Source organism: Paraburkholderia sp. HP33-1, from assembly GCF_021390595.1.
Taxonomy (GTDB): Bacteria; Pseudomonadota; Gammaproteobacteria; order Burkholderiales; family Burkholderiaceae; genus Paraburkholderia.
Window position 1 is genome coordinate 1,023,576 of sequence record NZ_JAJEJR010000002.1, and the last position, 13,227, is coordinate 1,036,802.

Here is a 13,227-nt window from a genome sequence, read left to right on the forward strand (position 1 = left end):
GAGACCTCGATGAAACGCAAGACGCTCAATGCTTCGCAGCTACAGCAGGAGGTCAATCGGCGAATCCATCGACTGCAGGAAGTCGTCGAGGATGGCGTGAAGATTCGCGTGCCGCGGCCGCAGCTGCAAGAGGCTGACAAGACGGGCTGCAACTGGAACATGACTCACTTCGGCAACGCGATCGGTTTCGAGCGCGACATCGAGGGCGTGCTCAAGGCCGTGCGTGCGGAATACAACCTCAGTACCGAAGTGAAAGACATCGATAACCCGTTCGGGGACTAACCGCGAATGCCACCCGGTTGAGCTGCCGCTTACACGGCTGGTGACCATAGATCGTAGTTGAGGATGTAAGCATTACCCTCGCGCTGGACCGAGCCAGTAGTCGGCAGATTGAAGTGCATGCCGCTGATGGAAAGCCTGTCGGTCGCGACCCGGTCGAGTAGTTGCGCGCGTGTGCGTGCAGCCGTTGCGGGGTCGCTATCGAAAGCAATGGTGACTTCTGGTTGCGCCAGCTGAACGTGAGGGAAGTGAACGATATCCCCCCAGATCAGTAGCGAATCCGGGCCGTCTCCGAGCAGATAGCCAGTATGGCCAGGCGTGTGACCAAACAACGGTACCGTCTGGATGCCAGGGAGAATCGACTCCTGATGAAACGGAACCAGCTTCTCGCCGTATGCGTCGAAGGCGTTTCTTGCCACGTCGAAGAACGGACGGAATCCGTCGGGAGCGCCAGAGTAGACGCTGTCGTCGCGCCAGAACGCGAGTTCCTTCTCGTGCACGAATAGCTGTTGCACGTTTCGGAAGATCGGCGTTTGGAGCGGACCTGCGAGGCCCCCGATGTGGTCTGGATGAGCGTGGGTGAGCAGAATCGTGTCGATTTCAAGCGGGTCAATACCTGCCGCGGCTAACGCGACCTGAAGGCGACCGCCCCAGCCATTGATACCGCCGGCTCCACTGTCAACAAGGATGGTCCGTTCGGCGCTCTGCACGACATAAGCGTTGATGTTCATCCGGGGCAACGGCGGCGCACCGCGCTTTTCGAGCAATGCTTCTGCCCTGGCCGCATCGATGCCGTCAAGCAACTCGAACGAAACATCGAGATAGCCATCACTGAGCATGGTGACGGTCATGTCGCCGACCTTCTTCCTGTTGATGGCCGGTGCCTGGAACGCTACTTGGGAACGCATGGTTATCTCGCAGTTGTTCTGGGGGAGGAGAGCTTCTGTTAAAGCGTTACAACGATCTTGCCGACCTGGTTGCCGGCTTCCATGTATCGGTGGGCGTCGGCAATTTCATCGAAGCGGAATACACGGTCGATGACGGGACGCAATGCTTTCGAGGACAACCCTTTGGAGATAAACGCTTTGGCCTGCTCGAGCTTCTTTTCGTCGGTAGTTATCTCGAACAGTTCGTATCCTTGAATGACAATGTGCTTGCTCAGGAGGTCCATGACCGGCACCGGAATATCGCGTGAATCGAGCGCTCCGTACTGGTAGTAGATACCGTCGTGGGACATCGCGCGGATGATATCCCGGGCGTTCGGACCGCCGACCGGGTCAAAGACGATGCGCGCCCCCCTGGAACCAGACGCACGCATGATGTAACCGGTCAGGTCCGGCTCGCCGCTCAGGACGACGTGGTCAGCACCGCTTGCACGCAGGGTCGCTTCCTTCTCCTTGCTGCGGGTGAGAGCGATGGTGGTGGCGCCCACCATCTTCGCGATCTGGATTGCCGCGAGCCCGACGCTGCTGGTTGCAGCGCCGATGACCACGGTATCGCTGCTACTCAACTTGCCGTAGTTGATCAGTGCGCCGTATGCCGTGACGAACATCATCCATGTGGCCGCGGCCTCTTCGTGCGTTACTCCTGCCGGATTCTTCACGACTGCGTGGACAGGGGCGTTAACGATTTCCCCGTACATGCCGTATTCGGCGAATGAAAACGCCGGAATGACGCTGACCGGGTCGCCGACGGAGAACTCGTTGACGCCGGCGCCCACAGCGATGACTTCGCCGGAAGCCTCATAGCCGAGCCCGGCCGGAAACTGCGGTTCGATGACGTATTGGCCGGTGCGATACATCACTTCGGCACGGTTGATACCCAGGGCCTTGACCCGAATCTGAACTTCCCTGGACTGAGGCGCGGTTACTTCGAGGTCGTCGAACTGAAGCACCTCAGGGCCACCGGTTTGATGAAAGCGAACTACCTTGGACATGATTTGACCTCAAGAGCGCCGTGAACTTCGTTGCCGGTGTTTTGCAACGGGCGGATGACTGGCACTTTAGGTCCGGGAGAGGTCCAGATAAACGAATTCGCACGCAACTGACTGTTGCCTTGCAGGGTAACAATCTCCCAACCGGGGTGAACAGACCTTAGGGCACGAGCCAGGTCTGATTTATCGTGACGAGTTCCTCGGCAAGCCATTGAGAGAAAAGCCTGACGCGAGGCGAGACGTATTGCCGGCTGGGATACAGAAGTGATACGGGCCAAGGCGTTGGTCTGTACTGAGCAAGAACCTCGACCAACGTTCCCTCTGCCAGGTGTTGCTCCACGAGAATTCCGGGAGCCTGAATCAGGCCGAAGCCCGCCACCGCGCAGTGCACGTAGGCATTCGCCGCGTTCACGCTGATGCTCGCACTGCAGGCAGCGGTCCGTTCCTCCGCGCCAACGAGAAAGCGCCAGACCATCGGCCGATTGTCGTGGCCAGAGAGGAAGCTGACGCCCTTGTGTGCCGGCAGGTCCGATAGGGACTCCGGCGTCCCGTATTCCGCCAGATACGTCGGGGAGGCACACATTACCATCACGGCGGCGCCGACCCGCCGGCCGACCAGGCTCGAGTCTGGTAACTCTCCGATTCTGAGAACGCAATCGACGCTTTCAGCGACCAGGTCGACCGTGCGGTCCGTCACTCCGAGTACGAGCTCAAGACCGGGATACTGACGAGCGAAATCGTGCAGGCGATTCACCAGTCCTTGTTGAGACAGCGCGGCGGGAAGGTCAACGCGCAGGCGCCCACGCATTGCCTCAGTCGTATGGCTGAACATCGTGGTTGCGTCGTCGATGCCCGCAAGAATTTCCTCGGTGCGTGCGTAGAACTGCTCGCCCTCCGCGGTGAGCCTGACGCTGCGAGTGGTACGTTGAAACAACCGGACGCCAAGGGCAGCCTCGAGCTCCTGGACGTATCGCGTGACATGCGGACGCCCGACCTGGAGGATTTCCGCGGCGTTCGTGAAGCTGCCCAGCTTTGCTACAGCACTGAAAACCTTCATTGCTTGCAGCAGTTCCATACGTTCTCCAGGCCCTATAAGACGTGGGAACAGGGTGGGTTCCACGTCTTTGTTTCGTAGCGACGCAACAATCTGACCAATGCTAGCTCATTTATTGCGGCGATGGGCAGGCGAAGAATGGGGCGCATCCGTACACCGATACGCCAGGCGTTGTCCACAGACAGCGTGGTCGACTAACTGCAAAGCTTACGGTGCTTCTTTCTCCCGCCATTGCTCGGTGGAATCCACGTTCCCCGCCACTGAGTACAGCACAGGCGTATTACGCGTCTTGAGGAAATCGTCAATCGTTTCCCCGCGCATTGCTGCGTAGATGTGAAGGTTGGATGTCCCAACCACCGCGCCAAGCTTCTCAAGCACGAAAAAGACAACTCCGTAGTGAATCAATCCGCGCCAATCGAGCTTGCGCACCAGATCCTTTTCCTCTGCGGTCAGCCCGGCCTCGGAAAACGTGCGTTCGGGATCGGCGAGGAACGCACGCCGATGCTCCTCGTCGATCATCTGGTGCAAGTACTTGTTCAACCGGTACGCCTTCACACTCGATTCCAGCCCGAACGGATACGTGCCCGCAAGCTTCTCCGCTCCGGCAAGTTGCCGCGCCATATGTTGGCGGTGCCGCGTCTGTGTTCCACCGGCTGGCTCCATCGCCGCGTTTTCGAGCACGAGCGTCCCGATGCCGGTCATCGAAGGCAGATAGTAGCCGCTGTGCACCTTCTTCACGTTGCCGCTCAGCGCGCCGCGCATGATGAGCCACATGATGATCTCCGCGCCTTCGAGGCCGCCCAGATGCGCATACTCGGCGTGCGTCATTTCCGCTAGCGCCTCGGGATCGTTCGTAATCGCATCGAGGAAGCGGTGGTCCCAGTCCGGGTTGTTGAATCCCGCACGCTCGCCGTGTACCTGATGCGAGAGGCCGCCCGTGGCCATCACGACGACGCGCAGGTCTTCGGGGTAGCTCTCGATCGCGCGGCGCAGCGCCTGACCGAGCTTGTAGCAGCGGCGCGCCGTGGGGATCGGAAACTGCAGCACGCCCACCTGTAGCGGGACTACGCGCGTGGGCCACCCCGTTTCCGTGCGGTCGAGCAGCGCAGACATCGGCGAGAAGAAGCCGTGGTCGAGCGGCTTGTCTTGAAAAAACGACATGTCGAATTCGTCGCTCATGAGGCTCGTGCCGATATGCCGCGCGAGCGCCGGATGTCCGCTGATGCCGGGGAGGTGGCGCCTGCCGCCGCCCTCGTCGGCGACCTCGTACTCGCTGCCGATGCCGAGCGCGAACGCCGAATAATGGTCGAAGAAGAACGACGTAACGTGGTCGTTATAGATGTAGACGATGGCGTCCGGTTGCTGCTCGCGCAGCCATCGCTTGACCGGCTCGAAGCTCTCGAAGATCGGCGCCCAGGCCGGGTCCTGCTCCTTGTGCGCATCATGCGCGAAACCGATGGTTGGGGTGTGCGAAACGGCGATGCCGCCAGCGATCGTGGCCATGTCTCCGGTGCTCCTTGTTTGCGGGTGATTTAAATCGATAGCGCCAATGTATGGTTGACGGGCAGCTTCGGTAAATTGACTTCTTCGCAAAAATTCCATAACTTGAGGTTATGGAAAACAGCGAGTATCGATCCCGCAGGAAACCTGCGCCGAAGCCAGCCACGAATTCGGTCATGAAATCAGGCGGCAAAACGTCCACAAACGCAGACGCGGCCCGCGAGGCGGCAGAGGAAGCGCAGCGGCAACTTGCCTCGAGGCTGCGTTTTCGGCATTTGAACTGTTTTGTGGCCATTGCCCAGGAGCGCACGCTCGCGCGGGCCGCTGAGCGTTTGCATCTGAGTCAGCCCGCCGTTTCGAAGACGCTCGTGGAACTCGAGGAATGGGCGGGCGTGCGTCTCGTCGAGCGGGGTAGGAACGGCGCGGCGCTCACGGCGCAGGGTGAGCGCTTCCTGCGCTACGCGCTCGACGCTACACGCGCAGTGGAGGCGTCCGCCGTCGCGCTGGCGCGGCAAGGCGTGCATGCGGCGGCGCCGGTGCGTCTGGGCGTGTTGCCAACCGTAGCCTCGGCGCTTCTGCCCGCGGTGGTCCTGCGTTTCAAGGCGTTGCACCCGCAAGTCGGAGTGAAAATTCTTACCGATTCGAACGCCGAACTGCTCCGTGCCGTAAAAGGTGGGGACCTCGACTTGATGGTGGGGCGCATGGCGGAGCCGGCGATGATGGCGGGCGTGTCGTTCGAATATCTTTACACGGAGTCGCTCATTGTCGTCGTACGGACGGGGCATCCGCTTGTGAGCGAACGTGTTGCGCCTACGCTTGACGCCGCGCTCGGATTTCCGCTCGTGATCGCGGGCGAACTTACCGCACCGCGCCACCACACTGAGGCGTTCTTCGAGACGCACGGCTTTGCCGTGCCTGAAGGCGCTATCGAGACACAGTCAGCCTCTGTCGCGCGCTTGATCGTTGCAGGTTCGGACGCCGTGTGGATCGTGCCGCAGCGGGTCGCGCAAAGCGATATCGAGGCAGGGTTGCTCGTGCAGATCGACATGCCGGCTCCACAAGGAGTCGAGCCAATCGGAATCCTCCGGCGCAGCACGGTTACGCTCAACAAAACGGTCAGTGATCTCGCCCAGCTTTTGCGTGATCTTGTGCAGGTTGACTAACGGTCCATGCGTGTTCGTTTTTATGATTGGTTTTACAAACGAAAACTGAAGTGTTCCGGTTTAGACGGCGCCTGACTGGGGCGAAAGGAATCCATCACGGAACGCCGCGAGGATCCTGTCAGAGGAATCCGCAAAATCCTCGAGCAATTGTGCGGCCGCGCGCGCCAGGACGTCGCGCCTGAGCGTATCGTACGTACCCTCGTCAGTCAGAAGCGGCGTGACCGCATCGACCGTCGCCGACAGGGCGATTGCGCGGGTCTCGCGGCCAAGCAGCGTAGCCGCCGCCAGATCAAGGTCGAATCCGTGCGCCTCGAGCAGGTCACTGGCAATCGTCCATATCCGTTCTTCGTTTCCAGCACGCAGGTAGTGGCGAATGACGAGAAGAAGATCGGATGCGTCGGTGTTCTTGCGCGTGCGACGATCGTGCCATGCCAGAAGTTTTAGGAGGGCGAGCGCCGGAAGGGAAACGACCGGCACTACGAGGCCGTCGCCGATATCGATATTGATCGCGGTATCAACCGCTTCGCGAAAGCCGAGCACATTCATCACGAACTCGCCCCTGGGAGGCCACGCGATTTCTCCCGCCGGTGCCTCGACGTCACCAAAGGGCACAAGATCAAGAGGTACGGCCGCGCCAACATCCGGGTCGTGGAAGTTCAGCGAATGGCGCTTTTCCTTATGGGCCGCGAAACGCCCCGTCGCGAGCAACAGCGCAACCAGCTTGTCGTGGGCCTCCCAGCTCACTGCACATACCGCTACGTCAACGTCGCGCGTTGCCCGTTCTGCCCGAATCCCGTACACGTGCCACAGAACCAGGTCGCGCGCGGTGGCACCCGCTACGACGAAACCGGTATCCAGTTGCGCAGCGACGTCCCGCACATAGCGAAGAAGCGCATGTGTCTCGGCCGACAAAGGGCGTTCGACACTGATCTCAAGCCTGGAGGGTTGCGAGGTGTTCGTCATAGATCTGGCTGGCGACGGAAAGGTTGCGGCTGTCACCTGTGGCGACGAGATCCGCGTAGACAAGAAGCGGGTGCACGAGAGGTCGGGCAACTATTGACCCGGAAACCTTGACTGAGGAGCGAGGCCAGAACGCTTCGAGGATTTCGACGTCGCCGAAATCGTCAGGCCGCAACCGCGCTTTGAGGATGAACTCACTGGTGACGGGGCTCTGCGTGTAGATCGTTGTTCTGGAGGCCTTGAGTTGGTGAGTCAGGTCTTCAGCCGCGACCTCGCCACCAAGCCGCAGGTCTAGCAGGTCCGTAAATTTCGCGAAGTCGAATGAGCGCCACCAGTCAGGCGACGCACTGGCAAAGCGCCGCGTGCCGAGTTTGTGTCGAAGTTGGGAAGGGTAGAGGCTCACCCACTCATCGACGAACCGTTGCCAGTCCGGCAGTATCCGTTCCCCGTCCCGCTTTTCCGCGACAAGACCGCGTGCCATCAGATCGTCCACCGCCATGTTGACGGTGTTCAGGGCCACACCCGCTGACTCGGCGATGGTCCGGTACGGCTGGGTAACAAGACCCGGTGTCGTCGCGATGGCGAACATCACCCGAAGGCCCTTGGGTGTCGTCGAACGCGCGCTCGGTACCGAACGCACCGGCGACGGCTTGGGCCGGCCGGTGATCATGATAGTGGCTTCCGGTTCGTCGAGGAATACGTTCCCGGCCGTGTCGAGGAACCGTACCCCTCGCGAGATCAGGTCGTTAGCCTTGCCCGGTGTGAGGTAGCGCGTCACGAACACGAACTGCCGTTGACGCGCCGCCGACTTGTCGGGGAACAGCAGTGCGCGCGCAGCGACGATACCAGTCTCGCCCGCTCGCTCCTTCAGGAACACCGGCATGTCAAAATTCTTGCCGTTGACATTGAAACTGATCGCGCCGTCTACTATCGCACCGAGGGCGGGGCGCTCACGCGCGCTCAGGCGCTTCGTGGGCCGGGCTTTGAACCGGCGTGTCGCGTGTTCGAACGCCGCGCACGCGTCCTCGAGCAGTCTTCGCTCGGAGAAAGAAAGATCTGGCGGAAGCGACATCCTGTCCTCCTTGTACGCTTTAAATGTAGTGTACTCCAAAACCATACAAATGATAAAAAACGTACAAGCGAGCCAAGACGGTATAGTCAGATTGATACGGACACGGAAAACGTAAGAAATCGTACGCTTTCTTAATGATGTACGCTTTCGGAGAACGGCATAGAGCTGACGCACCACATCAACCGGCCGCCTTCGCGTCAACTGCCGGGTCATCCGAACGCTGAACGTGCAACGGTTACTGCGTGTTCGCTCCGTTGAAATGCGCTAGCCAGTGGTAACATTTGTTGTCAATTCCCACTCCGGCGTCGCCCCACCTCAACATGCCAGACAGCTTCGACCAGCTCGTCGCCCTTATCCGGGCTCGCTTCCCCGAACTGAGCCCGCAGTTCCAGATGGGCGCGGGCTTCCTGCTCGATCATCCCGACGAGGTCGCGGTGTCGTCGATGCGTAAAGTTGCCGAGCGCGCGCAGGTGCAGCCTGCGTCACTCGTGCGGCTGTCGCAGCAACTCGGTTTTCCCGGCTGGAACGAATTGCGCGATCTGTTCGTCGCGCGCGTGCGCACGCGGCCCGAGCCGTTGACGAGCCGGGCGCGCTCGATGGTCAAATCGAAAGATGCGCTCGCGACCGATCTGCTGGCGGCGCAGCAGCACAATCTCGAAGCGACCGCCGCGCATAACGGCCGCGTGATAGTCGAGGCGGCGCGGGTGTTGCGGCGCGCGCCGCACGTGCATGTGGCGGGCTTCCGCTCGTGTTACCCGGTGGCGTTCGGCCTCGTCTATGGCTACCGGCTGTTTCGTCCGTCGGTGTCGCTGCTCAACGGCGAGGCCGGCACGCTCGAAATGCAACTGCGCACGATCGAACGCGACAGCGCGACCATCGTGATCAGCTTCGCGCCGTATTCGGTCGAAGCCGCGCGCGTCGCCGAGGCCGCGCTCGAAAAAGGCAGCAGGCTGATCGCCATCACCGACAGCGCGGTGTCGCCGATCGCGCTGAACGCCGACAAGGTGCTGATCTTTTCGCACGAGAGCCCGTCGTTCTTTCCGTCGCTGGTGGCCGCCACCGCGATCGCCGAGGCGCTGGTTGCGCATCTGCTCGCGCTCGAAGGCGCGGACGCGGTCGAGCAGCTCGCGCTCGCCGAACAATCGTTGCACACGAAGGGCGCGTACGTGCCTTGAGCGTCGGCTGTTGCACGCCGCGCTCCATCTGGCGCCCCACAACATCATTTGACAACAAATGTTGTATTGACGTATAAATACGTACCGATTGTTGAATGTGGGTGCGACGCCCGAGCCGGCCCGCGTTCCGGCGCGCCCCGCCATCACCAGGAACTGAACACCATGTCCACCGTTTTCCATCGTTCTCCGAAGCAAACCTTGCCGGTGGCCGTCGCGGGCGACGGCATCGAAATCATCGACTCCACGGGCAAGCGCTATATCGACGCGTCCGGCGGCGCCGCTGTGTCATGCCTCGGGCACAGCAACCAGCGCGTGATCGACGCGATCAAGCGGCAGGCGCAGCAGCTGCCGTATGCGCACACGTCGTTCTTCACGACGGAGCCGGCCGAGGAGCTGGCCGACCGGCTCGTCGCGAGCGCGCCGGCCGGACTCGAGCACGTGTACTTCGTGTCGGGTGGCTCGGAAGCGATCGAGGCGGCGCTGAAGCTCGCGCGCCAGTACTTTGTCGAAAAGGGCGAGACGCAGCGGCGTCATTTCATCGCGCGCCGGCAGAGCTATCACGGCAACACGCTTGGGGCGCTCGCGATCGGCGGCAATGCATGGCGCCGTGAGCCGTTCCTGCCGATCCTGATCGAAGCGCATCACGTGAGCCCGTGCTACGCGTATCGCGAGCAGCGCGCGGACGAAACCGAAGAGGCATTCGCGCAGCGTCTCGCCGATGAACTCGAGCAGAAGATTCTCGAACTCGGTGCGGACACGGTCGCGGCGTTCGTCGCGGAGACGGTGGTCGGCGCAACGGCCGGTGCGGTGCCGCCGGTGCGCGAGTACTTCCGCAAGATTCGCGCGGTCTGCGATCGCTATGGCGTGCTGCTGATACTCGACGAGATCATGTCGGGCATGGGCCGCACCGGCCATCTGTTCGCGTGCGAGGAAGACGGCGTGGCGCCCGATATGCTGACCATCGCGAAGGGTCTTGGGGCGGGTTATCAGCCGATCGGCGCGACGCTGGTCAGTGATCGCATCTATCAGACGATCGTCGGCGGCTCGGGCTTCTTCCAGCATGGCCATACCTATATCGGCCATGCAACCGCGTGCGCGGCGGCGCTCGAAGTGCAGCGCGTGATCGCGGAGGACAAACTGCTGCCGAATGTGCAGGCGCGCGGCGAGCAGTTGCGCGGGCGGCTGCGCGAGCACTATGCGCAGCATCCGCACATTGGCGACGTGCGCGGGCGCGGCTTGTTCGTTGGCGTCGAACTCGTGAAGGATCGCGCGACCAAAGAGCCGTTCGACGCCAAACTGAAACTGCATGCGACGATCAAGCGCGAGGCCTTCGCGCGCGGCCTGATGGTGTATCCGATGGGCGGCACCGTCGACGGCAAGAGCGGCGATCATGTGCTGCTCGCGCCGCCGTTCATCTGCACGGAGCGCGACATCGACGAGATCGTGAGCCGCCTGAACGATGCGATCGGCGCGTCGCTCGCTGCCGTCTAAGCTATCCGAACCTCTGCCTTTGCGAGAACGATGATGACCGAGCGCTTGCCTCACTTCGACATGTCCACCGCCACGCCCGAACAGAAGGCGGTGCTCGACGAAATTCTGTCCGGCCCGCGCGGCAACCTGAACGGGCCGTTCCTTGGCTGGATCCACAGCCCGGAACTCGCGCAGCACGCACAGCGCCTCGGCGCGTTTTGCCGCTACCAGACCGGCCTGTCGCTGCGTCTGTCGGAACTCGCGATTCTGGTGACCGCTACGCGCTGGCAGGCGCAGGCGGAGTGGTACATCCACTATCCGATCGCGTTGAAGGCGGGCGTTAGCGAAGCGGACGCCGAGACGATCCGCCAGGGGCGGCGCCCCGATTTCGCCGATGCCGACGACGCGCTGATCTACGACTTCGCGAGCGAACTGTACGAGACGAAGCGGGTGTCGGACGCGACGTACGCGCAGGCGGTCGAGCGTTTCGGACATCAGGTCGTGATCAACCTGGTCGGTCTGCTCGGCTACTACGCGCTGGTCGCGATGACGCTGAATGTGTTCGACATGCGCGCGATCGGACAGCAAAGCCTGCCGTTTCCCGAATAGCGTTTTTACCCACGCGCGGCTGTGTCGCCGTGGTCGCGCGCGTCAAGAAAAAGCCCCGGTTGCCGAACTTCGCAACCGGGGCTTTTTTTACTGTGTGCCGCAATAACTGCTAGCGGGCTTCAGTTACCGCGATACGTCGAGAAGATGCGTTGCTGCACGGTCGTCGGTGCACCTGCGTCCGACGAAGCGGCCTTCACGCCGCCGACATCCTGCGAACCTTGCGTCGAAGCCGTGACGATCGTCGAGCCTTGGGGCACGGCCTTCGGATATTGGGTGTCGTTCTGGTACACGAGGCCCGCTTTCTGCGCGGCGACGAGTTCGGCGCGCACCTGAGCGCGCGTGATCGGACCGTTGGCCTGCTGCGCGAACGACACTGCCGGAACGATAAGAGCCGATGCGATGACGACTGCGGAAAGAAGCGATTTCATGATGACCTCCGATATTTGATTGTGGACTGGATCGGTGTGAATCACGTTTCCCGATCCGTTGAATGCAGTCTATTTTTTGAGAGGTCAGCAAAAAAGCCGCTTCTTTATGAAATATTGTTACCAAATTTGATATGGTGGGGCGGCGACCATCCCGCGCCGGCATCCGGAAACGCCTATGATGAAATCCGGTCCACACCCGCGCCTGCAAGCCGCACGGCACCTGCGACCGATGCCCGAGCGCGGACGGACCGCCGCGGCGGGCATCATCTTCGGTCGATCGGCGTGCGCGGCAAGGCACAAACAGGAGAGAGCAATGAAGCGCAAGGCATCGGCAGTCTGGCAAGGCGGCCTGCAAAACGGCAAGGGCTCGATTTCCACCGACAGCGGCGTCCTGAAGGACACTCAGTACTCGTTCGCGACGCGCTTCGCGGACGGCATCGGCACGAATCCGGAGGAGCTGATCGCGGCTGCGCATGCGGGGTGTTTCTCGATGGCGTTGTCGGCGGAACTGGGCAAGGCCAACATCACGCCGGAGCGGATCGGCACTACCGCCACCGTGACGCTCGACAAGGACGGCGGCGGCTTCTCGATCACCGCGGTGCATCTCGACGTGACCGTGAAGATTCCAGGCGGAGACAAGGCCGCGTTCGACAAAGCCACTGCGGACGCGAAGGCCGGTTGCCCGGTGTCGAAGGTGCTGAACGCGACGATCACGATGGATGCGAAGCTGGAGACCTGAGCCTCGGCTGCAGGAGTCACGCAACGAAGCCGGTGGCGGGTCAGGTCTGCCGCCGGCTTTTTCATGGTGGTTGTCGAATCGACGAATGACCCTGAGGCGAGTAGGCCTACGGAAAGCCGTCCTTGATTTATTGAACATCCAGTCATAATATCGACCCAACGACGCAACAAGGTCATCGCAATTGAACGATTCAAAGCAAGCCGCGAAAAAAGCCGGCGAAGTGTGTCAGCGTGGCCGTCCGCGCGAGTTCGACACGGACACCGTGCTGGCAAGCGCGAGTCAGGTGTTTTGGGATCACGGCTACCACGCGACGTCGATCGACGATCTGTGCAAGGCGACGGGTCTGCTGCGCGGCAGTCTGTACGGCGTGTTCGGCGACAAGCACGGCATCATGCTGGCCGCGCTCGATCATTACTCGGAAGGCGCGGTCGCACGGCTCGCACAGCGCTTGAGCGCGCCCGTCGAGCCGGAGCAGGCGCTGCGCGACGCGCTGCTGCATTACGCGCGGGTCGCGTGCGCCCTAAGCGGCCGGCGCAGCTGCTTCATTACGAATACGACGCTCGAAATGCAGCCCGGCGACGAAGTGCTGCGCACGCGCGTCGCCGCGATACAGCGGCGCATGGCCACCTTGCTCGCGGCGGCGGTGATTCGCGGTCAGGCGAGCGGCGCATTTGATTCGACGCTCGACGAAAAAGCCGTCGGCGATTTCCTGCTATGTGTGATGCAGGGCTTGCGGGTCATGGGGCGAGTCGCGCATGAGGAAGATGCCCTGATCGGTATCGTCGATGTGGCGATGCGCGCCCTGGCGTAGTGCCCAAGGGCGCAAAATTTTTTAACTAATTTTT

At 61.6% G+C, this 13,227-nt stretch carries 14 protein-coding genes; 7 read left to right on the top strand and 7 right to left on the bottom strand.

The genetic code is table 11. From position 1 onward, the window contains the following. The first annotated feature begins 9 nt into the window (after nucleotides 1–9). Entirely contained in the window at nucleotides 10–282 is a 273-nt protein-coding gene (locus tag L0U81_RS20685) for a hypothetical protein (protein WP_233805376.1), read from the top strand. A gap of 29 nt (nucleotides 283–311) precedes the next feature. On the opposite strand, the gene L0U81_RS20690 is transcribed toward L0U81_RS20685, so the two are convergent. The 4 genes from L0U81_RS20690 to L0U81_RS20705 form a co-directional block, all read right to left on the bottom strand. Next, nucleotides 312–1,187 carry an MBL fold metallo-hydrolase gene (locus tag L0U81_RS20690; RefSeq protein WP_233805377.1) on the bottom strand — a complete coding sequence of 292 codons (876 nt, stop codon included), beginning with the start codon at nucleotides 1,185–1,187 and terminating at the stop codon, nucleotides 312–314. Between the two features lie 38 nt (nucleotides 1,188–1,225). Continuing rightward, nucleotides 1,226–2,215, bottom strand: coding sequence for a zinc-dependent alcohol dehydrogenase family protein (locus tag L0U81_RS20695; protein WP_233805378.1), 990 nt, complete (start codon nucleotides 2,213–2,215; stop codon nucleotides 1,226–1,228). Nucleotides 2,216–2,372: 157 nt separating this feature from the next. Then, nucleotides 2,373–3,287 (bottom strand): LysR family transcriptional regulator, encoded by a 915-nt coding sequence (locus L0U81_RS20700; protein ID WP_233805379.1) that lies wholly within the window; start codon nucleotides 3,285–3,287, stop codon nucleotides 2,373–2,375. A 186-nt stretch (nucleotides 3,288–3,473) separates the two neighbouring features. Next, a complete protein-coding gene (locus tag L0U81_RS20705) occupies nucleotides 3,474–4,769 on the bottom strand; it encodes a gallate dioxygenase (protein WP_233805380.1) in 1,296 nt (431 codons plus the stop codon). Nucleotides 4,770–4,942: 173 nt separating this feature from the next. Between L0U81_RS20705 and L0U81_RS20710 the strand changes: the two genes are divergently transcribed. Further along, nucleotides 4,943–5,929 (top strand): LysR substrate-binding domain-containing protein, encoded by a 987-nt coding sequence (locus tag L0U81_RS20710; protein ID WP_233805381.1) that lies wholly within the window; start codon nucleotides 4,943–4,945, stop codon nucleotides 5,927–5,929. Nucleotides 5,930–5,989: 60 nt separating this feature from the next. Here the strand turns inward: L0U81_RS20710 and L0U81_RS20715 are convergent, their stop codons facing one another. Together L0U81_RS20715 and L0U81_RS20720 are read right to left on the bottom strand one after the other, a co-directional pair. Further along, nucleotides 5,990–6,892, bottom strand: coding sequence for a nucleotidyl transferase AbiEii/AbiGii toxin family protein (locus tag L0U81_RS20715; RefSeq protein WP_233805382.1), 903 nt, complete (start codon nucleotides 6,890–6,892; stop codon nucleotides 5,990–5,992). Further along, on the bottom strand, nucleotides 6,861–7,961 hold the full coding sequence (locus tag L0U81_RS20720) for a type IV toxin-antitoxin system AbiEi family antitoxin (RefSeq protein WP_233805383.1): 1,101 nt from the start codon (nucleotides 7,959–7,961) through the stop codon (nucleotides 6,861–6,863). Before L0U81_RS20720 ends, L0U81_RS20715 begins: the two co-directional genes overlap by 32 nt. Before the next feature lie 320 nt (nucleotides 7,962–8,281). Between L0U81_RS20720 and L0U81_RS20725 the strand changes: the two genes are divergently transcribed. From L0U81_RS20725 to L0U81_RS20735, 3 genes are all read left to right on the top strand, one after another. Next, entirely contained in the window at nucleotides 8,282–9,136 is an 855-nt protein-coding gene (locus L0U81_RS20725; protein ID WP_233805384.1) for a MurR/RpiR family transcriptional regulator, read from the top strand. A 162-nt stretch (nucleotides 9,137–9,298) separates the two neighbouring features. Next, nucleotides 9,299–10,627 (top strand): aspartate aminotransferase family protein, encoded by a 1,329-nt coding sequence (locus tag L0U81_RS20730; protein WP_233805385.1) that lies wholly within the window; start codon nucleotides 9,299–9,301, stop codon nucleotides 10,625–10,627. Nucleotides 10,628–10,660: 33 nt separating this feature from the next. Next, entirely contained in the window at nucleotides 10,661–11,215 is a 555-nt protein-coding gene (locus tag L0U81_RS20735; protein ID WP_233807870.1) for a carboxymuconolactone decarboxylase family protein, read from the top strand. 119 nt (nucleotides 11,216–11,334) lie between these two features. Here L0U81_RS20735 and L0U81_RS20740 read toward each other — a convergent pair whose 3' ends face one another. Next, nucleotides 11,335–11,643: a DUF4148 domain-containing protein gene (locus L0U81_RS20740; RefSeq protein ID WP_233805386.1), complete on the bottom strand. Its 309-nt coding sequence runs from the start codon at nucleotides 11,641–11,643 to the stop codon at nucleotides 11,335–11,337. Nucleotides 11,644–11,956: 313 nt separating this feature from the next. On the opposite strand from L0U81_RS20740, the gene L0U81_RS20745 reads away from it, so the two are divergent. Then, nucleotides 11,957–12,382, top strand: a complete 426-nt coding sequence (locus L0U81_RS20745) for an OsmC family protein (protein ID WP_062137154.1) — start codon at nucleotides 11,957–11,959, stop codon at nucleotides 12,380–12,382. A gap of 181 nt (nucleotides 12,383–12,563) precedes the next feature. Next, nucleotides 12,564–13,193, top strand: coding sequence for a TetR/AcrR family transcriptional regulator (locus tag L0U81_RS20750; protein ID WP_233805387.1), 630 nt, complete (start codon nucleotides 12,564–12,566; stop codon nucleotides 13,191–13,193). The last annotated feature ends 34 nt before the right edge of the window (nucleotides 13,194–13,227 follow it).